The organism is Pseudactinotalea sp. HY158 (assembly GCF_009660225.1).
Taxonomy (GTDB): Bacteria; Actinomycetota; Actinomycetes; order Actinomycetales; family Beutenbergiaceae; genus HY158.
The window spans coordinates 1,737,465-1,762,975 of sequence record NZ_CP045920.1; the positions used below are offsets into that span (position 1 = coordinate 1,737,465).

A 25,511-nucleotide genomic window follows, 5' to 3' on the forward strand; every position below is an offset into this window, starting at 1 on the left:
CGGTGGTCAGGCGTCCGTGCCCACCTCGGCCCCGTGCCCACCCGGCCCGGTCCGACCGGTCAGAGCGCCGGGCGCGCCCGGGCACCCGTGCGGAGCACGTCCCGGAACTGATGGAGGTAGAGCGCGCCGGCGCACCAGTAGAGGAAGACCCCCCAGAGCACCGCCGCCCACCCGATGACGTAGGACACCTCACCGACGACCCCGTCCACCTCGGCGAGCAGGAGCAGCGGGAACGCGTACATGAGCGCCATCGTGCCGGCCTTCCCGGCGAGGTGGACCGGGTAGCCGGGGAAGCCTCGGCGCGCGAGGACGGGCAGCGTGAGGCCCACGAGCAGCTCCCGTGCGGCGATCGCGGCCACGAGCCACCACGGGATGAGTGCGCGCGCGGCCATGCCGATGAGCGTGACCGCGATGAACAACCGGTCGGCCATCGGATCGAGCAGCTTGCCGAGCTTGGACATCTGGTCGAAGCGGCGCGCGATATAGCCGTCGACGTAGTCGCTCAGGCCGGCCACGGCGAGCGTGACGACGGCGAGGACGCCGTAGCCGTTGAGGATGAGCACGAGCACGACGGGCACGAGCAGCAACCGTGCCATCGAGATGACATTCGGAACCGTCCAGATACGATGATCCCCGTCGACAGCATCGAAATGTGAGGTCACAGCATCGCATCCTAGGTCATGTGCCGTGGACGCGGACGACACACCCGCCCTGCCCGCCGCGCGATCGTGAGGAGTGCCCGTGCTGGAACTGCTCACCGGCGGCGGCCTCGCCCTCGCCGCCGGCCTCAACGCGTTCATCCCACTGCTCGCCGTCGGCCTGCTCGGGCGCTACACCGACCTGCTCACCCTGCCGGCCCCGTGGGAGTGGCTCACGGACCCGTGGGCACTCGCGGTCATGGGGCTGCTCCTCCTGCTCGACGTCGTCGCGGACAAGGTGCCCGCGGTCGATCACCTGAACGACATCGTGCAGACCGGCGTGCGACCCGCCTCCGGGGGCATCGTCTTCGCAAGCGGGGCGACCTCGACGACCGTGGCGATGCCCGATCCGGACCTGTTCGATGAGCGAGTGCTCGTGCCCTTCCTCCTCGGCGTGGCGATCGCGCTGCTCATCCACCTGATCAAGTCGGCCGTGCGCGCCATGATCAACCTCACGACCGCCGGGCTCGGAGCCCCCGTGGCCTCCGCGATGGAGGACGCCACCGCGGTCGCGCTCGCGGCCATCGCGATCATGGTGCCGATCCTCGTCGTCGCCGCCGTCGTGGCGGCGATCGTCGCCGTCATCGTCGCGCTCCGCCGCCGGGCGCGGTTCCGCCGGCGTCAGCTGCGTACCTGATCACCGATCGGGTCCGCGGCCTCGAGCACGTCCCGGAGCACCTCGAGCACGTGCCGGTACGGGCGCCCGGTGGCCCGCGACATGCCGATCTCACACGTTCGATTGAGCGAGACGTAGGCATCGGCCGGCCCCCGATCGGCCGCCTGGGCCGACTGGGTCGACTGGGCCGGCTGGGTCACCTGGGCCGACTCGGGCGCGGTCGCCGCGGCCGTCAGCTCCGGATGGAGCATGCCCCGGTCGCCCGCGAAGCCGCAGCAGCCCCAGTCCGTGGGCACGATCACCTCGCGCGCGGCCGCGCCCGCCACCGCGACGAGATCGGCCGTCACCCCGAGCGCCGTGCTCGCGCAGGTGGGATGGACGACGACGCGCTCCAGCGCCCCCATGAGCGCCTCGCCCGGTCCCGCGGTCGCGAAGGCGGGCAGCAGGTCCGTGCGGGTGTAGCTCACGGCATCGAGCACGGTGATCTCCTCGCCGACGCCCCGCAGCAGTCCCTCGGTGCAGCTCGCGGCATCGACGACGACCGGCAGCCGGCCCGCGTCGGTCGCCCGCCACAGCGCCTCGCGCACCCGGGATCGCATCCGTTCGTAGCCGCCGGTCATGCCCTTGGAGGACCAGGGGGTGCCGCAGCACATCGCCCCGATCCCGGCGGGGATGCGGACCCGGCGGCCCGCCAGCTCGCACAGACGCAGGAACGCGGCGGCCGCGCCGCCGGCTCCCGACCCGTCGCCCCCGCCCTCCGGGGCGAAGAGGGTTCCCAGGCACGAGGGGAAGAACACCAGATCGGGATCGGCCTCGGCGCGGGGCCGGCGCCGCGTGCCGCCCCGGGGCAGGTCGCCCGACCACTCGGGTACCGTGTCGGCCCCGAGCATGCGGCGGCCGAGCCCGGTCGCGGCGCGGGGCAGCGCCGCCGGCAGCGCGCCGGCGGCCGTGAGGCCGAGACCGCCGGCGCGCGTCACGGCGTCCCAGTTCCGGGCGGCCGCCGACCACAGTCCGCCGGCGAGGGCGGAGGCCTGCTCGGCCCGCAGCCTGCGCACCAGATCGCCGGTATCGATGCCGACCGGGCAGGCGGTGCGGCACATGCCGTCGACCGCGCACGTGTCCACGCCCTCGTACGCGAAGTCGGAGCGCAGCCGATCCGCGAGCTCGACCTCGCCGTTCTCCTCGGCGCGCACCAGCTCCCGGCGGAGCACGATCCGTTGCCTGGGCGTGAGCGTGAGGTCGCGGCTCGGGCACACCGGTTCGCAGTAGCCGCATTCGACGCACCGGTCGACCTCGACCTCGACCGGCGGGCTCCACTTGAGGTCGGCGAGATGGGCGTGGGGGTCGTCGGTCAGGAGCACGCCGGGATTGAGCAGGGCGCGGGGATCGGCCAGGTGCTTGAGTCGGACCATCGCCTCGTGCAGGGTCGGGCCGTACTGACGCCGCACGAACGGTGCCATCGTCCGCCCGGTGCCGTGCTCCGCCTTGAGCGTTCCGCCCGCGGCGAGCACGAGGTCGACCAGGTCGTCGGTGAACTGCGAGTACGAGGCGAGGGCATCCGGATCGGCCAGGTCGGGCGTGATCATGAAGTGGACGTTGCCGTCCTTGGCGTGCCCGAAGATCACCGCGTCGGCGTAGCCGTGCCGGTCGAAGAGCTCGTGCAGTCCGTGGCAGGTGGCCCGGAGCCGTTCGACCGGCACGGCGATGTCCTCGAGCAGGGCGGTCGTTCCGGGCGGGCGGCTGCCGGCGATGCTCGCGTACAGGCCCTTGCGGATGTGCCAGAGGTCGCCGCGGCGGATCGGCTCGGTCGTGAGGTCCGGCGGGGAGAGCAGCGGCAGCGAATCGAGCACCCGGGCGGCCGCGGCGCACCGGGCGGTGAGCTCGGCCGCATCCGCCTCCTGGAACTCGATGAGCAGGGCCGCCTGGTCGGTCACGTCGAGTCGGCGGAGCTGCTCGGGTGCGCGCGGGTCGCGCTGGGCCACGCGCAGCGACGTGGCGTCGAGGAGCTCGATGGTCGCGCACGAGGCCGCGACGAGTGCCGGCAGCGCCGCGGTCGCATCCGCGAGATCGGCGAACGTGAGCAGGGCGGTGGCGGTGTGGGTCAGCAGCGGCACCGTGTGGAAGGTCGCCTCGGCCACGAACGCCAGGGTGCCCTCGGAACCCACGACCACGTGGGCGAGGATGTCCACCGGATCGTCGTGGTCGAGGAAGGCGTTGAGGCCGTACCCCATCGTGTTCTTGATCGCGAACATCGCCTCGATCCGCGCGACGGACTCCGGGTCGGATCGAAGCTCGTCACGGAGACGGGCGAGCCCGGCGTGCAGCTCGGGCTCGGATCGGGCGAGATCGGCGTCGGCGGTCGGCGAGCCGGTGTCGACGACCGTCCCCGAGGCGAGCGCGAGCACGGCCGAATCGAGGGTGCGGTAGGTGTTCTGTTCGGTCCCGCAGGCCATTCCCGAGGAGTTGTCGGCCACCACCCCGCCGATGGTGCAGGCGGCCTCGCTCGCGGGGTCCGGGCCGAGCTTGCGCCCGCGCCGGGCGAGCCGGGCGTTGACAGATCGCACGGTCGCCCCCGGTTGGGCCCGGACCCGCAGGCCGTCGTCGAGGACGTCGACGCGGCGGAAGTGGCGCCGGACGTCGACGAGGATGGCCGAGGTGCCCGCCTGCCCACTCAGGCTCGTCCCTCCCGAGCGGAAGGTGAGCGGACCGGCACCCGCGGCGAGGAGGCGAGCGACGTCGTCCCTGCTCGTGGCCGTGACCACCGCGGCCGGGGTGAGGAGGTAGTGCGAGGCGTCGTGGGCGAGGGCGAGGCGGCGGGAGATCCCGGTCTCGACCGCGCCGGGAAGGAGGTGCCGCGCCCGGGCGACGGAACGATCGATCGGCTGTTCTCCGGACCCCGTAGTCATGGCTCCATCCTCCCAGGCCCGCGGCGACGTTCGAGCCAGGGGGCCAGGGCGGAGCGCACGGTCGCGAGTCCGACGAGGAGGAAGAGGCCGGTGCCCACGAGCATCGAACCGGCCCCGCCCGCCGAGCCGGCGGCGACGGCGGCGAACACGGCCGCGCCGGTGGCCGTGCCGGCGTCGAAGAACGCATTCCAGGTGGCGCTGGCGATCGGCGCCTGACCGGCGGGCACGCGGGAGAAGGCGAGGTCGAGGGTGACCGACTGGAGCGCGCCGTAGGCGATCCCGGTGCCGATGGCGCCGGCGAGGAGCAGCGGGACCGACGCGGCGGCGAAGCCCCACCCGGCCACGGCCATCCCCGCGGCGCCGATGACCGTGAGGGTCTGCGGCACCAGGCGATGCCCGCGGCGGTCGGTGAACCGGCCGATGCGCCAGCGGGCGTAGGCGGTCACGGCCCCGAACACGAGCAGCACGAGGGCGGCCCGGGCGGAGCCGGTGAGTTCGAGCGGAACGACCGTGATGACCGCTCCCCCGGCGGCCGTCGCGGCGAAGAGCAGGACCACGGGCACGACGAGGCGGCGGAGCGCGATCCGCATGGGCAGGGACTCCCCCGCCCCGCCCGGTGCCGTGCCGTCGGCGGTCACGCCCCGGGCCGCCGCGAGGCCGAGCAGCGGGGTGGCCGCGATGACGCACACCCACCCGAAGTTCCCGCTCAGCGTGAGGCCCGCCCCGATCGCGGCCCCGATCATCGTCGGGATCGCGCCCGCGAGGCCGAAGAGCCCGATCGCCTCCCCCTGGCGCCCCGGCGGCGCGGCGACCTGGATCGCGAGGGCCGCCGTCACCGTGAGCAGCCCGAAGCCCACGCCTCGGACGGCGGAGACGGCATACAGGCCGGGCAGGGCCGTCGCCCACAGGTAGAGCGGGGCGGGCAGGCCGAGCAGGACGAGTCCCCAGACGAGCAGGCCGCGCAGCGAGAACCGGCGCATGAGAGCCGGCGAGACCACCTGGGTCAGGACGGTGGCCGCGAGCATGACGGTGGTGATCGTGCCCGCGAGGTGGGCGGGCACCGCGTGGCCCACGCCCCAGACCGGCAGCGCGGCGAGCATGACGGCGAAGCTGGAGATCCCCGCGAACGCCATGAGGCACACGGCCCGGATCTGCGGGAGACCCCAGAGCGAATCGGGCGACATGGTGACAGTGTGACGCATCCGGACCGTGCCGGCGGATCGGTGCCGTGCGGCCGGATCGGTGCCGCCCGGGCGAGCTAGGACTCCGTCGAGTCGCGGGCGGGCGGGATGACCGGGGGGCCGTCCACGTCGCTCGCCCGGATCCCCGAGCGGCGGACGAGGGTCGCGGTGGCGGTGGCCGAGAGCACGTAGAAGCCGAGCATGACGACCGCGAGGGTGACCGCCGTCGTGCCGACGAACCCGAGGAGCGGCGCGGCGAGCGCGCCGGCGACCGACGTGCTCGCGGTGAGGAAGGCGGCCGCCGTGCCGGCCCGGTGACCGTGATGGGCCAGGGCGATCGTCTGGGCGTTGGGGGTGATGAGCTGCTGGAAGGCGAGCGCCGCCCACAGCGGGACGATCAGGCCCCACATGTCGGCGATCTCGAGCGAGGTGAGGGCCGTCATCGTCGCCCCCATGGCCACGACTCCGGCCAGGCCGATGACGAGCACGTGCCCCGGGGAGAAGCGGCGCAGCAGGATCGGGTTGACCTGGCTCATCGCGATCATGCCGAACGTTCCGGCCGAGAACAGGTATCCGAACTCGCCGGGGCTCAGGCCGTACCCGTCCTGGAGGATGAACGACATCCCCGAGACGTAGGAGAACGACGCGGCGAACATGAGGGCCTGCGTGAGCAGGGCGCCGACGTAGATCCGATCACGCACGAGGATGCCCACGGTCGAGGCCATCGCCCGCGGGGCGGCGGGAATGCGGCGTTCGGGCGGCAGGGTCTCCGGCAGGGCGAGTCCGCACAGCACGATGACCACGAGCGAGACGGCCGCGAGCACGAGGAAGATGCCGCGCCAGCCGGTGAAGGAGAGCATGAAGCCGCCCACGGCCGGCGCGAGCACCGGGGCGATCCCGGTGACGAGCACGAGCCGGGAGAGCATCGTCGAGGCGCCCCGGCCCACGAACAGGTCGCGCACGATCGCCAACGCGATGATGGCCCCCGAGGCCGCGCCGAAGCCCTGCAGCACCCGCAGCGCCATGAGGACCCCGATCGTCGGGGCGCCGATCATGGCCAACGAGGAGAGCACGTGCACCCCGACCCCCGCGAGCAGCGGGCGGCGCCGACCGATCGTGTCCGAGAGCGGGCCCATGAGAAGCTGCCCGCACGCCATGCCGAGGAGGGAGCCGGTCAGGGTCGCCTGCACGCTCGCGGTCGAGGTGAGGAACTCGCTCTCCAGCTGCGGCAGCGCCGGCAGGTACATGTCCACCGTGGCGGGGCCGAGCGCGGTCATCATGCCCAGCAGCAGGGTGATCCGGACGAGCTGGCGGCGGCTCAGCTCCGGTCCGCGCGGGAGCGGGGTCGAGCGGGCGGCGGCGAGCCGGCCGGTCCGGCGCTTGGCCCCGCTCCCGGTCCGGCGCGCGGACTCCGGCCGCCGGGCGCTTCGACCGTCGGTCCGGTCCGCGGTCGAACGGGTGGAGCGTCGCGCGGCTCGGGCAGCGTGGGCCATCGGTGGATCCTCGAAGCAGGCGGGACGTCTGACAGAACCAGTCTGGCACACCGATCGAAACGATACGACCCCGCGGACTCGGGGCCGGGCGGTGCCGGCATGGCCCCCGACCGGCCGCCGCTGCGGTCGCTCGAGGCGAGGAGCTCGGGTGTCGGTGGTAGCCAAGGCGACACGCAGGCAGCACAGTGGGAGCATGCGCCCACAGAGGAATGAGCCGACTCGCGCCCTGCTCGAGGCGATCGCCGGCGCGCTGCAGGGATCGCTGCAGAGCTGGCGGGCGACCGTCTCCGAGCCCGCCCGCGGGGGTGAGGTGAAGGGATTCGACCTCGAGGTCACCACGGCCGCCGGCGCCACGGTCAAGCACACCGTGTTCGTGGAGACCGATCCGGAGCCGGGCGAGCGCGAGGGCGTCTTCCGGGTGACCGACCCCTCGACCGGGCAGACCGTGGCCGTGTGGCTCTATCCGAAGGATCCCGCGTTGCCGGCCCTCGAGGCGACCGTGTTCCGAAGCGCCGCCCAGCGGCTGCTCGCCCGGATCGGCATCGACGTGGACCAGCCGCACCTCAAGGTCGTCTCCTATCGCCCGGGACGGCGTGCGGTCATCCGGGTGGACGCCGCGCCGACGCCCGTCTTCCTCAAGGTCGTCCGGCCCGGCCGGGCGGAGCCGCTCGTCGCCCGCCACCAGGCGTTCAAGGACGCCGGCGTGCTCGTCCCGCGCGTGCTCGGCTGGAGCGACGACGGGCTGCTCGCGCTGGCGGCGTTGCCGGGGGTCGAGGCGCAGAGCATCTGTGGCGAGCTTCCCGACACCTTCATCGCCCAGGTCTCCGCGCTCGTGCAGCGGATCGCGACCGTGCCCTCGCAGGAGAGGGCCCGTCGTTCCCTGGTCGAACGGGTCGACTGGTACGTCGACCACGTCTCCCAGGCGCTGCCGGAGTACGCGAGCCACATCGAGGCCCTCGGTGTGCGGATCGACCGGCTGCTGGCCCGCGGCCGCAGCGCCCCCGTTCCCGAGGTGACGATCCACGCCGACCTGCACGTGGGCCAGATCTTCGTGGATCCGGCCGATCCGGGAGCGATCACCGGCGTGCTCGACATCGACACGGCGGGGTCCGGCGATCCCGCGGACGACGCCGCCGCGCTCTTCGCCCATCTCCTCGTGCTCGGACGGCACCTGGACCATTCCGATCGGGCGCCGGCGGCGGCGCGGGTGCGTGAGCTCGCGGTTGCCTGGCGGGGCACGTGGGCGCGCCCGGCCGATCCGGGATTCCCGGACCGGGTCGTCGCCGTCACCGCGACCCATCTGCTCGGCCACGCGATCCGGCAGGCCGACACGGCAGGGACGACGGACCTGTTCCTCGCGGCCCACGGCCTCGTGAGCGAGCACGAACAGTCCCCCGCCGTGCACGCCTGACGCGGGTGGGCATGGCCGGACGGGTGTCGACGTTCCCGCGCACCCGGCGCGGGGGTCAGTGCGCGCCGAGGGGCCCGACGGTGGGCGTCTCCTCCTCGGGCGAGCTCTCGACCGTCTCGACCGAGGCGGCGTGGCCGGTGAGCCGGGCGATGGCCGCGGCGAACTGCTCGCGCAGAGCGGCACTGGCGCGATCGGCGTCCCACCCGCGCAGCGCCGTCAACAATTCCTCGTAGGTCGACGAGACGGTCCGCCGCACCGCGTATCCCTCGGGTACCGAGAGGCTCGCGATCCGCGTCTCGAGGGCGAGGGTGGCCATGTAGTGCGACAGCCGGCGGCTGCCGGCGCCGTCCACGAGGGTCTGGTGGAACGCCAGGTCCGCGTCGCCGATCGAGCGCGCGTCGGTGCCGGCGGACGCCGCGACGAGCAGGTCGTAGCTCGCCTCGAGCGCGGCGATCGCGTCGGTGTCCCTGGCGTCGACGATCATCCGGATCGCCCGGGACTCGATCGCGTCGCGTGCGGAGTACAGATCGGGCAGGTGGTCGGGGCCGATCTTGCTCACCCGCAGGCCCCGCCCCGGGGTCGCGGTGAGCACGCCCTCCTGCAGCAGTCGCTGGGTGGCCTCCCGGAGCGGGCTGCGGCTCACGCCGAGCTGGCGCGAGATCTCCACCTCCCGGATCGGCGTTCCCACGGCCAGCGCACCCGAGAAGATCGCGTTCCGCAGCTCCGTGGCGATGAGGTCGACGGTCGAGGTCCGCGGGACCCGGAACACGGAGACCGGCGCGGCCGTTCGTGAGCTGGAGACTGACATGTGCATCCCTTCGATCCTCCCGGGCACGGCCCGGCACGAATCACATTATGGGCGTCCCGCTCCGTGCAGCGCGTAGCGGATCCATGCGCGCCTGCGCACGCCCGCGTCGGCCCTCATGAGGTCACGGGCTGTCCGGAGCGACCGGCTCGCCGTCCACCGACTATAACAAGTTTGTATACAATCAGACACTCTGCCTTGCAGACTATCCGCCTGTCCAGAGATGTGCATATGGTGGGTCACGGCCACACCGCACTCGGGTTCGGACCCCGCGCCTGGCAGGGGCGTGAGGGGATTGGGCCCCTGGAAACCGAAAGAGGAAACCGATGACTCAGCGACTCAAGTTCGCAGGACTGGCCGCCGTGGCCGCCCTTACTCTCGGAATGACCGCAGCGTGCGGGTCCGACTCAGGCTCCGGGGGCGAGACGACCGGTGGCGAGACCAATGGCGGCGAGACCTCCGGCGACGCCGGCGGATCGGGAACGCTCGACCGTCTCCGGGACGAGGGCACGATCAAGCTCGCGATCGCCGACGAGCGGCCCTACTCCTGGGTCGGCGACGACGGCACCCCGCAGGGCGCCACGATCGCGATGCACGAGAAGATCTTCCCGGAGGTCGGCATCCCGAACATCGAGGTGGTCGAGGTCGACTGGAACTCGCTCATCCCGGGCCTCAACGCCGGCCGCTTCGACGCGGTGAGCGCGGGCATGTCGATCCTGCCCGACCGGTGTGCGCAGGCCGCCTTCTCCGATCCGGAGATCATGTACACGACGGCGCTCATGGTTCCCGAGGGGAACCCGAAGGGGCTGTCGGACCTGCACTCGGTCGTCGACGCGGGCGACGTCAAGCTCGCGGTGCTCGCGGGCGGGATCGAATCCGGATACGCGGACGACCTGGGAATCGGCAACACCATGAAGGTCGACAACGCCCAGGACGGCATGGACGCCGTGTCCAACGGCCGGGCGGACGCGTTCGCGATGACCGCGATCTCGCTCAACTGGATGGCCACGAACTCCCCCGACGCGGGCGTGGAGGTCACCCCGGCCTTCGTCGCCGTGATCGACGACGTCAAGCAGATCGGTGCCGGGTCGACCGTGTTCCGCAAGGAGGACACCGCGCTGCTCGCGGCCTACAACGAGGCGCTGTCCGGGATCACCTCGGACGTGGACACCTACCTGGGCCTCGTCGGCGACTACGGCTTCACCGCCGAGAACCTGCCGCCGGCGGACCTGACCACCGAGCAGCTGTGCTCCGGTGACCTGAGTGATCTGAGCTGACCTTGGGCGACAAGCTCTCAGCGCTCCAGGGGGCGCTGCCGATGATCCTGGACGGATTCAAGATCACCGTCCTGCTGACCATCGGCGGCGCCGCCCTGGCGATCGTGCTCGCGATCGTGCTCGGCCTCATGGCGCGCTCGAAGAAGCTGGCGATCCGCGGCTTCGCGCGGGTGGTGATCGAGTTCTTCCGGGGGACGTCCCTGGTGGTCCAGCTGTTCTTCCTGTTCTTCGTGCTCCCGCAGGTCGGGGTCGAACTGCCCGCGGTGCTCGTGGGCATCGCGGGCCTCGGCCTCAACTACGGCGCCTACGGCGCCGAGGTCGTGCGCGGATCGATCAACTCGGTGCCGCAGGGGCAGTGGGAGGCCACGAAGGCGCTGAGCCTGGGCCGGTGGGGCCGAATGTTCCGGATCATCTTCCCGCAGGCGTGGGCGTTGATGATCCCCTCGCTCACGAACCTGCTCATCCAGCTGCTCAAGGGCACCGCGATCGTCAGCTTCATCACCCTGACCGACCTCACCTACGCCACGGACAAGCTGCGGCACTCGACCGGAACGATCTTCGCCTACACCGTGAGCCTGCTGCTGTACTTCGTGTTCGCCTACGTGCTCACCCTCATCATGAACGCGCTCGAGGTGCGCGCGAAGCATCGCCTCGGGCAGGGCGAGTCGCTGCGTCAGGCGTTGAGCTTCCGACGTCCGCGCCAGCCGGAGGTGGCCTCGTGAACGGTTCCCTCTGGCACTGGAGCGCCGCCTGGGAGGCACTCCCCCACCTGCTCGAGGCATTCCTCACCGCCACCCTCGTGGTGACCGTCCTCAGCAGCATCATCGCCGCCATCCTCGGCCTCGTCATCGCCGTGCTGCGGCGCACGGCCCCGCAGCCGATCCCGGCGATCCTCGGCTTCGTGGTGAACTTCATCCGCATGACCCCGATCGTGGTCCAGCTCATGTTCGCCTATGCGTTCTTCCTCGAGCTCTCGCCGCTGACGATCGGCGTCGTGGTCTTCGGCATCCACTACGCCACCTACATGGCGGAGGTGTACCGGGCGGGCATCGAGTCCGTGCCCCGGGGGCAGTGGGAGGCGACCAGGGCCCTGTCGATGTCCACGGGCCGCACCTGGACCGCCGTCATCATCCCGCAGGCGTTGCGGGCGACCATCCCCTCCCTCGGCAACTACGTGATCTCGCTGTTCAAGGACACCCCCTTCCTCATCTCGATCTCCGTGGTCGAACTGGTGCGGGCGGCACTGACCTACGGCGGCGACCACTTCCGGTATGTCGAGGCCTTCACCCTGGCGGGCGTCATCTTCCTGCTCGCCAGCTACCCGACCTCACTGCTCATCGGCCGATTGGAGAAGCGCCTTGCCTTCACAACCTGATGCCCAACCCGCGATCCGCTTCGACAAGGTGGAGAAGCGCTTCGGCGACAACGTCGTGCTGCACGACCTCGACTTCACCGTGACCAAGGGCGACCGGGTCACGCTCATCGGGCCCAGTGGTTCGGGCAAGACCACGATCCTGCGCCTCGTGATGACCCTCGAGGAGGCCAACGAGGGCTTCATCTACATCGACGGCCAGCCGCTGACGCACGAGGACCGCGACGGCAAGCGGGTGGAGCTGCGGGAGAAGCACAAGAACATCATGCGCAAGCGGATCGGGATGGTGTTCCAGCACTTCAACCTCTTCCCGAACATGACCGTCATGCAGAACCTCATCGAGGCGCCCGTGCACGTGCTCGGCAAGAGCAAGGCGGAGGCCATCGCCACGGGCCGCGAGCTGCTCGAGAAGGTGGGCCTGACGGACAAGGAGAATGCGCACCCGTCGGAGCTGTCCGGCGGGCAGCAGCAGCGGGTCGCGATCGCCCGGGCGATGGCGATGGAACCCGATATCCTGCTCCTCGACGAGGTGACCTCGGCCCTCGACCCGGAGATCGTCGGGGAGGTGCTCAACATCCTGCGCGAGGTCGCGCGCACGACGGACATCACGATGCTCATCGTCACCCACGAGATGCAGTTCGCGCGGGACGTGTCGAACCGGGTGCTCATGTTCGACGGCGGCAAGGTGGTCGAGGAGGGGGATCCGGAGACGATCTTCACCGCCCCGACCCAGCAGCGAACGCGGGACTTCCTCTCGGCCGTTCTCAACGCCTGAGGGCTCCCCACCCCGATCCGGCCCGTGGCCCGGCGCGAATGGAATCGCGCCGGGCCACGGGCGCTCGCGCGCCGGAATGGACGGCGGACGCGTGCGGGCTCACGCTTGCACGCGTGAGCATTGCTGCTTATATTAGGCGAGAATCAATCATCGAATGACTCCCTATGGAAGCGAGCCTCGACCGTGAGACAACGCAGTCCCCAGCAGCGCCGATGGCTCTCGGCGGCATTGACCGCCGGCCTGATCGTGACCTCCGGCGTCGCCGCCGCGGTGACGGGCACGGCGACCTCCAGTTCGGCGTTCACCGTCGACGGGGCCGAGTCGGTCGGGGCCACCCCGATCGCTCCCGGGCCCGTCGCGGCGGAGGTGCCCGTCGCCGACGGTGACACCCTCGGCGCGGTCACCGCGGTCACCCAGGACGGGGCGAGTGCCCTCGTCACGACCGAGCGCGGTGCGATCCGAATCAGCTTCCTCGACGCGGAGACGTTCCGGATCGAGGCCGTGCCGGGCGGCGAGTTCACCGACCCGGCCAACAGCCCGAGCGGCGACCCGGAACGCTCGGCCGACATCGTGGTGGGCGCCGGCGACTTCGCCGGCGCGGCCCCGACCCTGACCGACGGCGACGTCGCCACCCTCGCCACGGACGCCGTCCGCGTCTCGATCGACAAGGCGACGGGGCGCCTGGCGGCCGAACGCACCGACGGCACGCCGATCTTCGCCGAATCCTCCCCGCTCACGTTCACCGGGGCGGCCGCGACCCAGCACCTGGCCATCGACGAGGGCGAGCAGTTCCTCGGCGGCGGGATGCAGAACGGCCGCTCGATCCACACCGGCGCGACGATCAACATCGCCAGGAACTTCGACTGGGACGACGACGGCTACCCGAACGCGGTGCCGTATTACATGTCCTCCGCCGGCTACGGCGTGCTGCGGAACACGTTCGCCCCCGGCACGTACGACTTCGCGGCCGGGACCACGACCCATGCCGAGGCCCGGTTCGACGCGTACTACTTCGCCGGCGACTACAAGGAGGCGCTCGACTCCTACACCCGGCTCACCGGCCGCCCGCTCCTGCCGCCCGTCTACGCCCTCGAATACGGCGACGCCGACTGCTACAACCGCAGCAGCCCCACCTACGAGGGCGCGGCCACCCCGGGCAAGCTCCGGACCCCCGACGCGGTCGCCATCGCCGAGGAGTTCGTCGAGCACGACATGCCGGCCGGCTGGATGCTCGTGAACGACGGCTACGGGTGCGAGTACGTCGAACTGCCCGAGACCGTCGAGCAGATCGAGGAGAAGACCGGCCTGAAGACCGGCCTGTGGACCCAACGCAGCCTGACCGAGCAGGAGTTCGAGGTCGGTGAGGCGGGGATCCGCATGCGCAAGCTCGACGTCGCCTGGGTCGGGCAGGGGTACCGGATGGCGCTGACCGGCTGCGAGGCCGCCTACGACGGGTTCGAGCAGTACTCGGACGCGCGCGGCACCTCGCTCATGGTCGAGGGCTGGGCCGGCTCCCAGCGGTGCGGCATGCAGTGGACCGGCGACCACTCCGGCAACCTCGACGCGGTGCGCTGGCAGGTCTCGGCGCTCACGGGCGCGGGGAACTCCGGGCTGGCCTTCACCACCGGCGACGTCGACGGCATCTTCGGCGGCTCCACCGAGAGCTACGTGCGCGACCTGCAGTGGAAGGCCTTCGCCCCGGCCCTGTACTCGATGAGCGGCTGGGCATCGGTGGACAAGCGCCCGTGGCTCTACGGCGAGGAGGCGACCGAGATCAACCGGTTCTACCTCCAGCTGCGCCAGCAGCTCATGCCGTTCATCTACAGCCTTGCCCAGGACTCCCACGCGACCGGCACGCCGATGATGCGCTCGGTCGCCCTCGAGTATCCACAGGATCCGGGCGCGTACTCGGTCGAGGCGAACAACGAGTTCCTGCTCGGCACCGACTACCTCGTCGCCCCGGTCTTCACCGACACCGACGTCCGCAACGGCATCTATCTGCCCGCGGGCGACACCTGGGTCGACTTCTGGACCGGACGGCGCTACGAGGGCGGCCAGGTGCTCGACGGGCACCCGGCGCCGCTCGACCGGCTGCCGATCTTCGTTCGCGCCGGCGCCCTCGTCCCGATGGGACCGATCGCCCGCAACGCCTCCCTCGTTGCCGAGGACGCCCCGCTCACCCTGGCGGTCTACCCCAGCGGCGACGCCTCGTTCGAGCTGTACGAGGACGACGGGGTCACCCGTGAGTACAAGGACGGCGCGTTCGCGACCCAGCGGTTCGACGTCTCGGCCCCCGAGGTGGGGCCCGGCGACGTCGTCGTGACCATCGGCGACCGGAACGGTTCGTACACGGGCATGGCGCCGAGCCGGCCGTACCTCATCGAGGCCCACACGGACTCCGCGCCGGACGGTGTCGACGTGGACGGCACCGACCTGAGCGAGGTCGCGGACGCCACGGACTCCGTGGGCTGGTCGTACGCCGACGGCGTCGTGACCGTCAACCTCGGGCCGGTGGCCTCGGACTCGGCCGCCACGGTCACGCTCGCAGGGACCTCCGCCGTCGGCGGCGAGGACGGCGACGCCGGGGCCGCGCAGGTCCGCGTCGCCGTGCCCGACCAGGTGTTCCAGGGCGAGGAGACGACCGTGACGGCGTCCTTCTCCAACTTCGGCAACCAGGACAAGACCGACGTGACGCTCACCCCCGAACTCCCGGCGGGATGGACCGTCGTGAGCAGCGAGGGCGCCGAGGTGGGAACCGTGCCGGCGGGCGAACGGCGCGAGGCGACCTTCGTCGTCCGTCCGGAGGCGGGCTCGGCGGGTGGCCGGCAGACCGTGCGGGTGAACGCGACGTACACCTCGGCCTCCGGCCAGGCCCTGGAACTCACGGGGGCGAACCAGATCGGGGTCGCCTACGGTTCGCTCCAGTCCGCGTACAACGCGATCTCCATCACCGACCTCGAACACGCCGGCGAGGGGGACTTCGACGGCGGCGGCGCCACGTTCTCCGCGGCGGCGCTCGCCGAGGCGGGCGCTCAGGCCGGTGGCACCGTCGCCTTCGACGGCGCCGAGTACCCCTGGCCCGAGTCCGTGTCGGCTCCGAACTCGGTCGAACCGGCCGGCCAGACGATCTCCGTCTCGGGCTCCGGGAACCACCTGTCGGTGCTCGCCTCGGCGGCCGCGGGCAGCGGCGTCTCGCTGCCGCTCACCGTGGTCTACGAGGACGGGACCAGGTCGACCGAGTCGATCTTCTTCCCGAACTGGCTCCCGCAGGCGAGCGGCCTCGGCAGCGCGCGGGTCGCCCTGACGTCGATGGGGCGGAACAACGCGTCGGGCGAGTACGAGTACGAGACCTACGGCTACCAGATCTACGAGAACTCGATCTATCTCGACCCGAACAAGACGGTTCGCGCGGTCGAGCTCCCCACCGCCCCCGCCGTCAAGCTGTTCAGCTGGACCGTGGTCGATCGGGAACTCGAGCCGGGCCCGACCGGTGAGAACTGGATCTCCGATCTGGAATGGGAGTCGGCAACGAACGGCTGGGGCGTGATCGGAAGGGACGTGGCCAACAAGGACTCCGCCGACTCCCCCGACGCTCCCTTGACCAGCCTGTGGGTGGACCCGGAGACGGGTGAGCCACGGACCTACGAGAAGGGCCTGGGCGTCCACGCGAACGGGAAGATCCGCTACTACCTCGGCGGCACCTGCCTCTCCTTCACGGCCGAGGCGACCCAGGAGGACGGCTTCGCCGGCAACGTCATCTTCCGGGTCGAGGCGGATGGGCAGAAGCTGTTCAACGGGAAGACGCTCACGAGTGCCATGGCGCCCGAGGAGGTCGACGTCGACGTGAGCGGGGCGATGTACCTCGACCTCATCATCGAGGCGCCGAACGGAGTCGCTGCCGCCCACGGAATCTGGGGGGACGCCCGGCTCGTCTGCCAGGACGACTCCGGCTCGGGGGATCCCGACGGGTCGAGCGACGCCGGTGGTACCGCCGACTCGGGTGGCACCGACCAGGCGGACGGCGCCGCCGAGGCCGATGGCACCGCCGACTCGGGTGGCACGGACCGGGCGGACGGCGCCGCCGACTCGGACGGGACCGACCAGGCCGGCGGCACCGCCGACTCGGATGGGACCGACCAGGCGAGTGGCTCTGCCGACTCGGACGGCACGGACCAGGCCGGCGGCACCGCCGACTCGGATGGGACCGACCAGGCCGGCGGCTCTGCCGACGCCGACGGCACGGACCAGGCCGGTGGCGCCGCCGATTCGGGTGCTACTGCCGACTCGGGTGGCACCGACCAGGCGGACGGCACCGCTGATTCGGGTGGTACTGCCGACTCGGGTGGCACCGACCAGGCCGATGGCACCGCCGACTCCGGTGGAACCACCGACTCCGGTGGCAGTGACCAGGCCGGTTCAGATGGGGGCGGCTCCGATCCCGATCCGACCGATCCCGATCCGACCGACCCCGCGCCGACCGACGACGCGGACGCCAGATCAGGCGCCGGATCGGAAGCGGGATCGGACGCCGGATCGGAAGCGGGGCCGGAAGCCGGGCCGGATCGGGGCGACGACCTCGACGCGATGCCCGACACCGGCGCGGGCCTCGGCCCCGTCGTCGTGGTCACGGGCCTCCTCCTGGCCGCGGGTGGGCTGGCGCTGATCCTGGCGAGGTACCGCTCGGCCCGCGAGAGCTGACCTCGACGCGCACCGCACCCCGGGGCGCCGTCCCTCCGCACGAGCGCGGTCGGGCGGCGCCCCGGTGCATCCACGCGGGCCGGGCGCGCGGGCCGATGGTCCCGAGTCTCCTTGACACGGTCCCCTATCATTTAGAGCAATATCTTGTTGCAGAATTGCGTCTATGACGCCGAAAGGGATGATCATGAGCATTGCCGCACGTACCGTCCAGACCACATGGGAGGGCCCGCTGGCCTCCGGAACCGGAACGTTCAACGGGACGAGCAGCGGGGTCCTCGACGACCTGCAGGTCACCTGGGGATCGCGCACCGAGGCTCCGGCGGGCAAGAGCAGTCCGGAGGAACTCGCCGCGGCGGCGCACTCCTCGTGCTACGCGATGGCGCTCTCGCTCACCCTGGGTGAGAACGGCACGCCGCCGCAGAAGCTCGACGTGAGCGCCACCCTGACGCTCGAGGAGGTCGACGGCGTCCCCACGATCAGCACGTCGAAGCTCACCGTTCGGGCGACCGTCGAGGGCATTGCCGACGACGCGTTCCAGGCCGTCATCGAGAAGGCCTCGGCCCTGTGTCCGGTCTCGCGGCTGTTCGCTGGCGCCACGATCACGGTCGACGCCCAGCTCGCCACCGCCTGAGACCGCCATGAGCACGCTCGAATCCGATCCTCCCTCACTGGCGGAGGCGCTCACCCGCGAACACCATGAGATCGACGCCGGAATCGAGCTGTTCATCGCCCAGTCCCGCACCACCGAAACGGTGCGGGACTGGGCACAGCCGCTGGTGGGGGCGATGAGGGCCCTGCGGCGGCACATCTACCTCGAAGAGGCGATCGTGTTTCCGCGGATCAACACCGGCGCGCTCATGATGCCGGTCATGGTCATGCTCCGCGAGCACGGCGAACTCTGGCGGGCCATGGATGCCCTCGAGGCACGGCTGGCCGGGCCTGCCGCCATCGAGGAACCCGCCCGTTCGGAGGTGATCGCCGCCTGTCACCGGATGCTCCACCTGCTCGAGGTGCACAACAGCAAGGAGGAGCCGATCATCTATCCGCATCTCGACGCGGACCTGGACGATCCGGCGCAGGTGCATCTGCGCGAGTTCCTTCGCGAGGGCCGCATTCCCGCGGGCTGGGTGTGCGAACGCGGCTGACCGGTTGCGCCGGCTCCGCAGGGCCCATCACGGCCTGATCAGTGCTCGAGCAAGGCCCAAGCAGATCCGGACCGGTGCTCGAGCAGGGCCCGATGAGGGCTACCAGGGGCGCTTGTTCTGCGCGCCCTCGACCTGCTTGTAGTTCGCGCCGCGCATCCGCGAGTGCGAGACGCCCTTGAGGGAACCGGCGTAATCGTCGGCCACCTGCACGTTGTCCAGGGTCGCCTCGGTCTCGAGCTCGTGCCGGTGCCGCTTGTCGGAGTTGCGGTAGCGCAGGTACATCATCCCGTAGTAGAGGAAGCCGGCGAGGAAGAAGACCCAGCCGATGCTGCCGCCGCCACCGTCGGAGGATCCGCTCGCCCACACCTGGCCACCCGCAGCGAGAACGTCGATGCCCATCAGCCACCCACCACCATGATGATCGTTCCGAGAACCATACCGACCACCTGCACGACGGCGGAGACCGCGAACAGTTTCGGCTTGTTGATCGGCACGCTGCCCATCGTCTCGCCCGTGCGCGCGTTCACCGCGACGTAGTGCAGGAAGGTCTGCCCGTTGGACCGGCGCTGTTGGTAGCTGTAGAGCCACACGGGAAGATAGGCCGAGGCCCAGCGCTGACCCTTGACGTCGACCTGCTCCGAATCCCAGCGAACCCCGCGGTCGTAGAACCTGAGGGTGTCGTTGACCCGGTAGCGGGTGATGTCCCGTGCCTGGGCATCGACGAGCGGAGTGAGGTCGTCGATATTCGTGTCCCGTCGCTGGGAGGTGAAACCGGCGAGGTAGTTCGAGTCGTACCGGACCGCATTCTCGACATCGAACGGCATGATCGTGTTGATGATGTTGTTCGTGTTGCGGGAGGAGTCCTGGTCGCGCCGTTCGCTCGAGGACTCGACGGTCAGATCATTGATGTAGACGTCGAAATCGCGCATGACGTGGTAGATGTCGGCGTCGTAGACGCGCTGGGTGTTGTCGCCACGTTTGACGGTGTAGGTCCGCGTCTGATGCTCACCCTGCCCGGTGAGCCGGGCATGGGCGTTGATGTCGACCACCATGTAGGGCAGGTACACGCCCATGACGTTCTCCGGCTCGAATTCCTTGAGGAACTTCGGATGCGCGTAGAACCGACGCTTCTTGACGAATTGCGAGATCTTCTCGGTCGCCTGCTCCTTGCGCAGCGCGAACGGCAGCACCATGTCGGGGACGGCGCCGTTGGGGATCTGCTGATTCATCGAGAGCTTGTTGCGGCACCAGTGACACCGGGCCTGTGTGCTCTCATCGGTGTTGATCACGACCTCGGCGCCGCAGGCGCTGCACTTGAAGGTGAGCACCACATCGGTCGAGGGCACGATGTCCTGGGAACCGGATCCCATGACGAGGCCGGACAGCTCGGAGATGTCGCTGTTGAGCCCCAGCGCCTGCTCCGCGCTCCCGGTGGCCCACTCGAATCGACAGAAGCCGCACCGGAGCATGCCGGTGGCGGGGTTGAGCGAGATCTCCGTTGCACCGCACCGGGCACACTTGGACAGTCCGTCCTTCGCCGCGGCGTCCGTCTCGATGATGCGCGGCCCCGCCGGGGAGACCGGAGGCAGACCGGTTGCCGCCGCCGCTGCGGGATCGACCATCCCGTAGCCGTCGGCGGACGGACGCGGCGCGCCCTGGGCGGGGTCGATCCCATACCCCGCACCGCCGGTCGTCGCCGGCGCTCCCGGGTTCGCGGGCGGGGTGGCTTCTGAATTCGGGTTGCTCGGGTTCACTCCGACGTCCTCTAGATCCCGAGGATCTTCGCCTTGGCGGCCTCATAGTCGTCCGCCGTGATGAGCCCCTGGTCGAGCATCGTCTTGAGCTGGGTCAGCTTCGCCACGGGATCCTCCGGCGCCGACGGCGACTGGGGCGGCTGTTGACCGTAGCCCTGGGGTGGCTGCTGTCCATAGCCCTGGGGCGGCTGCTGTCCATAACCCTGCGGGGGCTGCTGGCCATAACCCTGGGGTGGCTGCTGCCCATAACCCTGCGGGTGCTGCTGCCCGTATCCCTGCTGCGGCACCTGCTGGTACCCCTGCTGCGGCACCGGCTGCTGGAGTCCGGCGGCCGCGCCGCCGGTCGCGTTGAGTCCCATGCCGAGGAAGGCCATGTTGGCGGCTCCCCCGCCACCCTCCCCCGCTGCCTGGAAACCGCGGGCGGCGGCCTGCTGCATGAAGGAGTTCCCCCGGGCGCCTCCGAGCGCATCGGCCTTCTTCACGTCGCTCAGGAGCGCGCGCGTGTCCTCGTCGTACTCGATCGACTGCAGGGCGACCTTGACGATCGTCAGGCCGCGATCGGTGGTCCAGCTGTAGCCCTGCTCGACGGCCTGGCTGAGCGACTGGGCGAAGCCGACCGAGTCCGACTGAATCCGCGTGATCCGGTTCCCCTGGCTCGGATCGTTCGTGTAGATCGAGAACGCCTGCGCGAGCGAGCCGACCACCTCGTTGAAGAGCTGGCTGGCCGCGTCGTTGTCGAGATCGGAGAAGTCGAAGACCCGCGGGCTCGCGCTCAGGTACGTGAGCGGCACGTACTGCTTGACGAGCAGGATCGGGTCGACGATGCGCATGGTGTAGCTGCCGCGCGTGATCGCACCGACCTGCGCGCCCAGGTAGGCGTCGTCCCAATAGATCTCGGACTGGGTGCCGAAGCGGTTGTTCGGGATCTCCTTGAGGTTGACGTAGAACGCCAATTGCTGCGAGCCGGGCTGGCCGCCGAACTTGAACCGTTCCCAGGAGGTCTTGACGGTGGGGCTCACGATCCCGTCGCCGGCGAAGATCGACTGCGAGTTCTGGTCGTCGGAGGTGAAGATGAAGCCACCGGGTTCGGCGATGAACCCGGTGAGCTGGCCGTCCTGGAACGTCACGAGGCCGTAGCCCTCGGGAACGATGATCCGGCTGCCGTTCGTGATGATGTGCTCGGAGCCCTTGGTGTTCGACCCGCGCCCGGCGTTCTGGCCCTGCGGAACGGCCGGGAAGATGGCGGCCGTCGGCGCGAGGTTGTGCGGAGGAACGAGGAAGTCCTTCCACTGATCCGCGAACGTGCCGCCGATCGCGCCCGCGAATGCCTTGATGAATCCCATCCGATGTCCTCCAAGAACGCAGTGATCGAACCGTGTGCCGAACCGCTCGCTGGACGAGGCAAGCCACGAAGTCGGGCGTCGACAGTCGGCTCAGGGCCGGGCACCGGAGTCTAGCAGCCACTCCTCGGTGGAGGCCGACGACCCACACGCGTGCAGGACCGGTTCCGATAGACTCGCGGCGTTGGATATGTCGATGCCCGACCGCCCCGATGACGGGCTCCCGAAACGAGGAACGCCATGATCCGATCCATCCTCCGAGCGCTCATCCACCTGGCCACGGCGGCCCTCGGGTTCCTGCTCGCCGCGTTCCTACTCGAGCGGCTCACGCTCGCGGCGTCCGGCTTCGTCGTCGCCGTCCTCGTCTTCACCCTCGCGCAGGCGCTCGTCTCGCCGTTCGTGGTGCACCAGACCCAGAAGCGCGCCGCCGCCCTCATGAGCGGCGTCGGGCTCATCTCGACGTTCATCGCCCTGCTCCTCGCCTCGCTCGTTCCCGGCGGGCTGACCATCGCCGGGTTGGGAACGTGGATCCTCGCGACCGTCATCGTCTGGTTCGTCACCGCCGTCGGCGGCTGGATCCTGCCGCCGCTGCTTCTCAAGAAGAAGCCCTCGGCCGCACCCGCCTGAGGCGCGAGTGCTCCCGGCCGTCGCGGCGATCGACCGGTCGATCCGCTGGGGCGCCGCCGGGTGCGCGGTGCCATCTCGTTCCGCCTCGCCGACCTCCTCGCAGCCGAGGGGCCGACACCGGCGCGGAATCGAGCGTAGGCTGACACGAGCAATGTAGCCGTTGGCAGGAGGTCGGACCGATGCGTCGTCTTCGCGTGGGAATGGTGGTCCTGGCCGTCGCCGCGTCGGCGCTGAGCGGCTGCGGCGAGGCGGCCACGTCGGCACAGGGAACCTGGGGGTCCTCCGGCGGGGACGAGACCCGGCTGACGTTCACCGGGGAGGGACTCATCACCGGCACCGACGGCTGCAACCGGCTCTCGGGCACGTGGCAGCAGGACGGCGACGACGTCACCCTCGCCGGCCTTGCGACCACGCTCATGGCGTGCCCGGACGTGGACGTCTGGCTGATCGATCCGGCGAGCGCCGTGGTGGACGGCGACACGATGCACCTCTACGACTCCGACGGCGCCCAGATCGGCGACCTCTCGCGCGAATAGCGCCGGCCGCGGACTCCAGGTCGAAGGAAGCCGGAGTATCACGGAGCCGCGCACGTCCGACAAACCGGCACTCGAAACCGTCCGGGCCCGCTGGGAAATGTATTCCGGTCGACGTGCTGAATCCCACTCTCGCGCGGACCGCTTCGGATAGGGTCATGAAATGACACTCCGATTCAATCCGGCCCCTGGGTGGCCGATACCTCCCGAGGGCTGGCTGCCCCCGCCCGATTGGATACCACCCGCGTCATGGCCGCCGGCACCGGAGGGCTGGCCGCTGCTGGTGGACGACGGGGCACCCGAATATCAGCAGCACGCCCCCGGATACGGCGCCACGGAATCGACAGACCGTCAGCCGACGGCGCGGCCTTGGTACAAGAAGAAGCGCTTCATCCTGCCTCTTGGCGGTGTCGCCCTCCTCGTGGCCATCGCCATCGTCGGTGGTGGGCGGGACGATCCCGGGACGGCGGTGCCATCGGCACAGGTGGAAGGCGAAGGTCGGGCGCCGTCGGCGACTGCCGGGCAGACAGAGACCGAGGCCGCGGACGAGGAGGAGTCCGCGAGGGCCGCGGAGGAGGAGGCATCGAGGGCCGCGGAGGAAGAAGCGTCGAGGGCCGCGGAGGAGGAGTCCTCCCGAGCCGCGGAGGAAGAGGCGTCGAAGGCAGCCGCCAAAGCCGAGGAGGAGGCTGCGGCTCAAGCAGCGCTCACCGCCGGTCAGTCGAATGCGCTGCGCGCTGCCGAGTCGTATCTCAGCTTCATGCCGTTTTCACGGAACGGTTTGATCGAACAGTTGTCATCGGAGTACGGCGATGGATATTCCGTCGAGGATGCCACATTCGCGGCGGACAACGTCGAGGTGGACTGGAACGAACAGGCAGCCAAGGCCGCCGCGAACTACCTCGACCTCATGGCCTTCTCACGCAAGGGGTTGATCGAGCAGTTGACGTCGGAATACGGTGACGGCTACACCCTCGACCAGGCCACATACGGAGTCGACCAAGCCGGCCTCTGACGACTCCCCTACGCTCGGAACCATGACGTCGTCCCCGATCACCACCTACCTGCAGGACATCCACGCGCGTATCGCCCGGGTGCGCGACGGCGTCCCCTATGAGGTCGGCCCTGCCGGGACCCTGATCGATCCGGACCACTTCGGCATCGCGTTGGCCACGGTCGACGGCTACGTCTACGAGGTGGGAGTGACCGATCACGAGTTCTCGATGCAGTCGATCTCCAAGCCCTTCAGCTACGGACTCGCGCTCGACGACCTCGGCATGGCGGCAGTCGACGCCAAGATCGACGTCGAACCGTCCGGAGACGCGTTCAACGACCTCTCCCTCACCTCGGGCACGAGCCGGCCCGCCAACGCGATGATCAACGCCGGGGCACTCGCGGTCGCCTCCCTCATCAAGGGCGGCGGTGGGCGTAGCGCCGTGCAACGGATCACCGAGTTGTACTCCCAGTGCGCCGGCCGCCCGCTGCGCAGCGCCGGGCGCGCCTACCAGGCCGAGCGTCGTCACAGCGACCGCAACCACGGACTGGCATACCTGCTCAGCTCGGTCGGCGTGATCGAGGGCAGGCCCACGGAGGCGCTGGCGACCTACCTGCGCCAGTGCACCGTGCAGGTGACCTGCCGAGACCTCGCGCTCATGGCCGCCACCCTCGCCAACGGCGGCACCCACCCGATCACCGGCACGCAGGCGCTCACGCTCGACGCGGTCGAGCGCGTGCTCTCGGTCATGATGACCTCGGGAATGTACGACGACGCCGGCGATTGGGCCAGTCACGTGGGGATGCCAGCGAAATCGGGCGTGGGCGGGGGCATCATCGCGGTGCTTCCGGGCCAGGCCGGCCTCGCGGTCTACTCTCCCCCGCTCGACCGGCACGGCAACAGCGTGCGCGGCGTGGCGGCCTGCCGGCAGCTCTCGCGCGACATGGAGATGCACTTCGTGCGGTCGGCCCGCATCGGCCGATCCGCGATCCGCGACTCCTACCCGATCGATCGCGAGCCGAGCGCGATCCGGCGCACCGACGAGGCCACCGAACTGCTGGCCGAACACGCACACCGGGCCGTGGTGGTCGAGCTCGCCGGGGACCTCTTCTTCGCCGGCACCGAATCGGTCGTGCGGGAACTCACCGGCCTCGACCCGCAGGTCGAGCTCGTGGTGCTCGACGTGCGCCGGGTGGACGAGTTCGGCCGGGTCGCCCTCGACATGCTCGGCACGATCGCCGAGCAGTTCGCGCGCGGCGGCGCCACCCTGCTCCTCGTCGATCCCGAGGACACCCTGGCCCACGCCCTGCCGGAGCTCGCGACGTTCGAATCCCGGGAGGGGGCGATCGCCCGGTGCGAGCACCTCCTGCTCGAGCGGTACGGCAGCGCCCTGCTCGACCCGGGGCGCGTGCTCGTGGCCGACTCCCCCGCGCTCGCGATGCTCGACCAGGAGGACGTCGACGCACTCGCGGGACTCATGGAGCGCCGCAGCTTCGCGGACGGGGAGATCATCCGCCGGGTCGGCCAGCGGTTCGGGGGCGTCTTCTTCATCCTCTCCGGCCGGATCAGCACGATCACGACCGACTCCGACGGGAACAGGGTGCGGGTCACCGCCCTCGGGGCCGGGATGACCTTCGGCGACCTGTCCCTCGCGAGCGAGGATCGCCAGGAGGCGACCGTCAAGGCCACGGGCCCGGTCGAGGTCATGGTGCTCGACGCGGAGGCGATCGACGAGCTTGAGGATCGCGATCCCCGGCTCGCCATCCAACTGTGGCGCGCGCTCGCCCGCGACGCGCACTCGAGGGTGTACCGGTACGCGCGAGCCGTCGCCGTTCGGATCCGCGATTAGACTTGACCGGCACCACGACGGGGTGCGGCACACGGTCTCA

21 protein-coding genes are annotated in these 25,511 nt (G+C 70.5%); 13 read left to right on the forward strand and 8 right to left on the reverse strand.

The features are described 5' to 3' along the window. Positions 1-59 precede the first annotated feature (59 nt). Positions 60-662 (reverse strand): CDP-alcohol phosphatidyltransferase family protein, encoded by a 603-nt coding sequence (locus GCE65_RS07795; RefSeq protein ID WP_228760166.1) that lies wholly within the window; start codon positions 660-662, stop codon positions 60-62. A 79-nt stretch (positions 663-741) separates the two neighbouring features. Here GCE65_RS07795 and GCE65_RS07800 point away from each other — a divergent pair, with 79 nt between their 5' ends. Continuing rightward, positions 742-1,335, forward strand: coding sequence for a DUF4126 domain-containing protein (locus tag GCE65_RS07800; RefSeq protein ID WP_153877988.1), 594 nt, complete (start codon positions 742-744; stop codon positions 1,333-1,335). On the opposite strand, the gene GCE65_RS07805 is transcribed toward GCE65_RS07800, so the two are convergent. From GCE65_RS07805 to GCE65_RS07815, 3 genes are all read right to left on the reverse strand, one after another. Further along, positions 1,320-4,220 carry an FAD-binding and (Fe-S)-binding domain-containing protein gene (locus GCE65_RS07805; RefSeq protein WP_153877989.1) on the reverse strand — a complete coding sequence of 967 codons (2,901 nt, stop codon included), beginning with the start codon at positions 4,218-4,220 and terminating at the stop codon, positions 1,320-1,322. The two genes, GCE65_RS07800 and GCE65_RS07805, sit on opposite strands and share 16 nt — an antisense overlap. Next, entirely contained in the window at positions 4,217-5,404 is a 1,188-nt protein-coding gene (locus GCE65_RS07810; protein ID WP_194928867.1) for an MFS transporter, read from the reverse strand. The genes GCE65_RS07805 and GCE65_RS07810 overlap by 4 nt, the downstream gene beginning before the upstream one ends. 74 nt (positions 5,405-5,478) lie before the next feature. Continuing rightward, a complete protein-coding gene (locus GCE65_RS07815) occupies positions 5,479-6,894 on the reverse strand; it encodes a multidrug effflux MFS transporter (RefSeq protein WP_153877991.1) in 1,416 nt (471 codons plus the stop codon). Positions 6,895-7,087: 193 nt separating this feature from the next. Between GCE65_RS07815 and GCE65_RS07820 the strand changes: the two genes are divergently transcribed. Continuing rightward, a complete protein-coding gene (locus GCE65_RS07820; protein ID WP_153877992.1) occupies positions 7,088-8,305 on the forward strand; it encodes a phosphotransferase family protein in 1,218 nt (405 codons plus the stop codon). 55 nt (positions 8,306-8,360) lie between these two features. On the opposite strand, the gene GCE65_RS07825 is transcribed toward GCE65_RS07820, so the two are convergent. Further along, positions 8,361-9,113 (reverse strand): GntR family transcriptional regulator, encoded by a 753-nt coding sequence (locus GCE65_RS07825; protein WP_194164940.1) that lies wholly within the window; start codon positions 9,111-9,113, stop codon positions 8,361-8,363. A 323-nt stretch (positions 9,114-9,436) separates the two neighbouring features. On the opposite strand from GCE65_RS07825, the gene GCE65_RS07830 reads away from it, so the two are divergent. The 7 genes from GCE65_RS07830 (at position 9,437) to GCE65_RS07860 (ending at position 18,377) form a co-directional block, all read left to right on the forward strand. Then, positions 9,437-10,387, forward strand: coding sequence for a transporter substrate-binding domain-containing protein (locus GCE65_RS07830; RefSeq protein WP_153877993.1), 951 nt, complete (start codon positions 9,437-9,439; stop codon positions 10,385-10,387). A gap of 2 nt (positions 10,388-10,389) precedes the next feature. After that, positions 10,390-11,109 (forward strand): ectoine/hydroxyectoine ABC transporter permease subunit EhuC, encoded by a 720-nt coding sequence (gene ehuC / locus GCE65_RS07835; protein ID WP_227993231.1) that lies wholly within the window; start codon positions 10,390-10,392, stop codon positions 11,107-11,109. Beyond that, positions 11,106-11,762: an ectoine/hydroxyectoine ABC transporter permease subunit EhuD gene (ehuD, locus tag GCE65_RS07840; RefSeq protein WP_153877994.1), complete on the forward strand. Its 657-nt coding sequence runs from the start codon at positions 11,106-11,108 to the stop codon at positions 11,760-11,762. Before ehuC ends, ehuD begins: the two co-directional genes overlap by 4 nt. Next, entirely contained in the window at positions 11,746-12,534 is a 789-nt protein-coding gene (gene ehuA, locus GCE65_RS07845) for an ectoine/hydroxyectoine ABC transporter ATP-binding protein EhuA (RefSeq protein WP_227993228.1), read from the forward strand. Before ehuD ends, ehuA begins: the two co-directional genes overlap by 17 nt. Before the next feature lie 183 nt (positions 12,535-12,717). Beyond that, complete coding sequence (locus tag GCE65_RS07850; RefSeq protein WP_305071550.1) at positions 12,718-17,232, forward strand: NPCBM/NEW2 domain-containing protein; 4,515 nt, start codon at positions 12,718-12,720, stop codon at positions 17,230-17,232. Positions 17,233-17,416: 184 nt separating this feature from the next. Further along, entirely contained in the window at positions 17,417-17,863 is a 447-nt protein-coding gene (locus GCE65_RS07855) for an OsmC family peroxiredoxin (RefSeq protein WP_152818088.1), read from the forward strand. 7 nt (positions 17,864-17,870) lie between these two features. Continuing rightward, positions 17,871-18,377, forward strand: coding sequence for a hemerythrin domain-containing protein (locus tag GCE65_RS07860; RefSeq protein ID WP_152818087.1), 507 nt, complete (start codon positions 17,871-17,873; stop codon positions 18,375-18,377). A 99-nt stretch (positions 18,378-18,476) separates the two neighbouring features. On the opposite strand, the gene GCE65_RS07865 is transcribed toward GCE65_RS07860, so the two are convergent. Genes GCE65_RS07865 through GCE65_RS07875 form a run of 3 tightly spaced genes read right to left on the reverse strand, consistent with a single transcriptional unit; the run spans position 18,477 to position 21,474 of the window. Then, on the reverse strand, positions 18,477-18,776 hold the full coding sequence (locus tag GCE65_RS07865; protein WP_152818086.1) for a growth/differentiation factor: 300 nt from the start codon (positions 18,774-18,776) through the stop codon (positions 18,477-18,479). After that, the gene (locus GCE65_RS07870; protein ID WP_228760167.1) at positions 18,776-20,131 is read right to left on the reverse strand and encodes a TFIIB-type zinc ribbon-containing protein; all 1,356 of its coding nucleotides are present in this window, start codon (positions 20,129-20,131) and stop codon (positions 18,776-18,778) included. The genes GCE65_RS07865 and GCE65_RS07870 overlap by 1 nt, the downstream gene beginning before the upstream one ends. A gap of 11 nt (positions 20,132-20,142) precedes the next feature. Next, positions 20,143-21,474 (reverse strand): SHOCT domain-containing protein, encoded by a 1,332-nt coding sequence (locus tag GCE65_RS07875; protein WP_153877995.1) that lies wholly within the window; start codon positions 21,472-21,474, stop codon positions 20,143-20,145. A 237-nt stretch (positions 21,475-21,711) separates the two neighbouring features. On the opposite strand from GCE65_RS07875, the gene GCE65_RS07880 reads away from it, so the two are divergent. From GCE65_RS07880 to glsA, 4 genes are all read left to right on the forward strand, one after another. Continuing rightward, a complete protein-coding gene (locus tag GCE65_RS07880; RefSeq protein WP_152818084.1) occupies positions 21,712-22,098 on the forward strand; it encodes a phage holin family protein in 387 nt (128 codons plus the stop codon). Positions 22,099-22,277: 179 nt separating this feature from the next. After that, a complete protein-coding gene (locus tag GCE65_RS07885) occupies positions 22,278-22,634 on the forward strand; it encodes an META domain-containing protein (RefSeq protein WP_152818083.1) in 357 nt (118 codons plus the stop codon). Positions 22,635-22,914: 280 nt separating this feature from the next. Next, entirely contained in the window at positions 22,915-23,643 is a 729-nt protein-coding gene (locus tag GCE65_RS07890) for an Ltp family lipoprotein (protein ID WP_228760168.1), read from the forward strand. A gap of 22 nt (positions 23,644-23,665) precedes the next feature. Beyond that, complete coding sequence (gene glsA, locus GCE65_RS07895; protein WP_152818081.1) at positions 23,666-25,471, forward strand: glutaminase A; 1,806 nt, start codon at positions 23,666-23,668, stop codon at positions 25,469-25,471. Positions 25,472-25,511 lie beyond the last annotated feature (40 nt).

What these genes read in the sequence shown, in the direction of transcription:
- GCE65_RS07810 (WP_194928867.1), bottom strand. Translation starts at nt 5,404, where the DNA reads ATGTCGCCCGATTCGCTCTGGGGTCTCCCGCAGATCCGGGCCGTGTGC.
- GCE65_RS07855 (WP_152818088.1), top strand. Translation starts at nt 17,417, where the DNA reads ATGAGCATTGCCGCACGTACCGTCCAGACCACATGGGAGGGCCCGCTG.
- GCE65_RS07865 (WP_152818086.1), bottom strand. Translation starts at nt 18,776, where the DNA reads ATGGGCATCGACGTTCTCGCTGCGGGTGGCCAGGTGTGGGCGAGCGGA.
- GCE65_RS07830 (WP_153877993.1), top strand. Translation starts at nt 9,437, where the DNA reads ATGACTCAGCGACTCAAGTTCGCAGGACTGGCCGCCGTGGCCGCCCTT.
- glsA (WP_152818081.1), top strand. Translation starts at nt 23,666, where the DNA reads ATGACGTCGTCCCCGATCACCACCTACCTGCAGGACATCCACGCGCGT.
- GCE65_RS07885 (WP_152818083.1), top strand. Translation starts at nt 22,278, where the DNA reads ATGCGTCGTCTTCGCGTGGGAATGGTGGTCCTGGCCGTCGCCGCGTCG.
- GCE65_RS07880 (WP_152818084.1), top strand. Translation starts at nt 21,712, where the DNA reads ATGATCCGATCCATCCTCCGAGCGCTCATCCACCTGGCCACGGCGGCC.
- GCE65_RS07860 (WP_152818087.1), top strand. Translation starts at nt 17,871, where the DNA reads ATGAGCACGCTCGAATCCGATCCTCCCTCACTGGCGGAGGCGCTCACC.
- GCE65_RS07815 (WP_153877991.1), bottom strand. Translation starts at nt 6,894, where the DNA reads ATGGCCCACGCTGCCCGAGCCGCGCGACGCTCCACCCGTTCGACCGCG.
- GCE65_RS07820 (WP_153877992.1), top strand. Translation starts at nt 7,088, where the DNA reads ATGCGCCCACAGAGGAATGAGCCGACTCGCGCCCTGCTCGAGGCGATC.
- GCE65_RS07805 (WP_153877989.1), bottom strand. Translation starts at nt 4,220, where the DNA reads ATGACTACGGGGTCCGGAGAACAGCCGATCGATCGTTCCGTCGCCCGG.
- GCE65_RS07875 (WP_153877995.1), bottom strand. Translation starts at nt 21,474, where the DNA reads ATGGGATTCATCAAGGCATTCGCGGGCGCGATCGGCGGCACGTTCGCG.
- GCE65_RS07825 (WP_194164940.1), bottom strand. Translation starts at nt 9,113, where the DNA reads ATGTCAGTCTCCAGCTCACGAACGGCCGCGCCGGTCTCCGTGTTCCGG.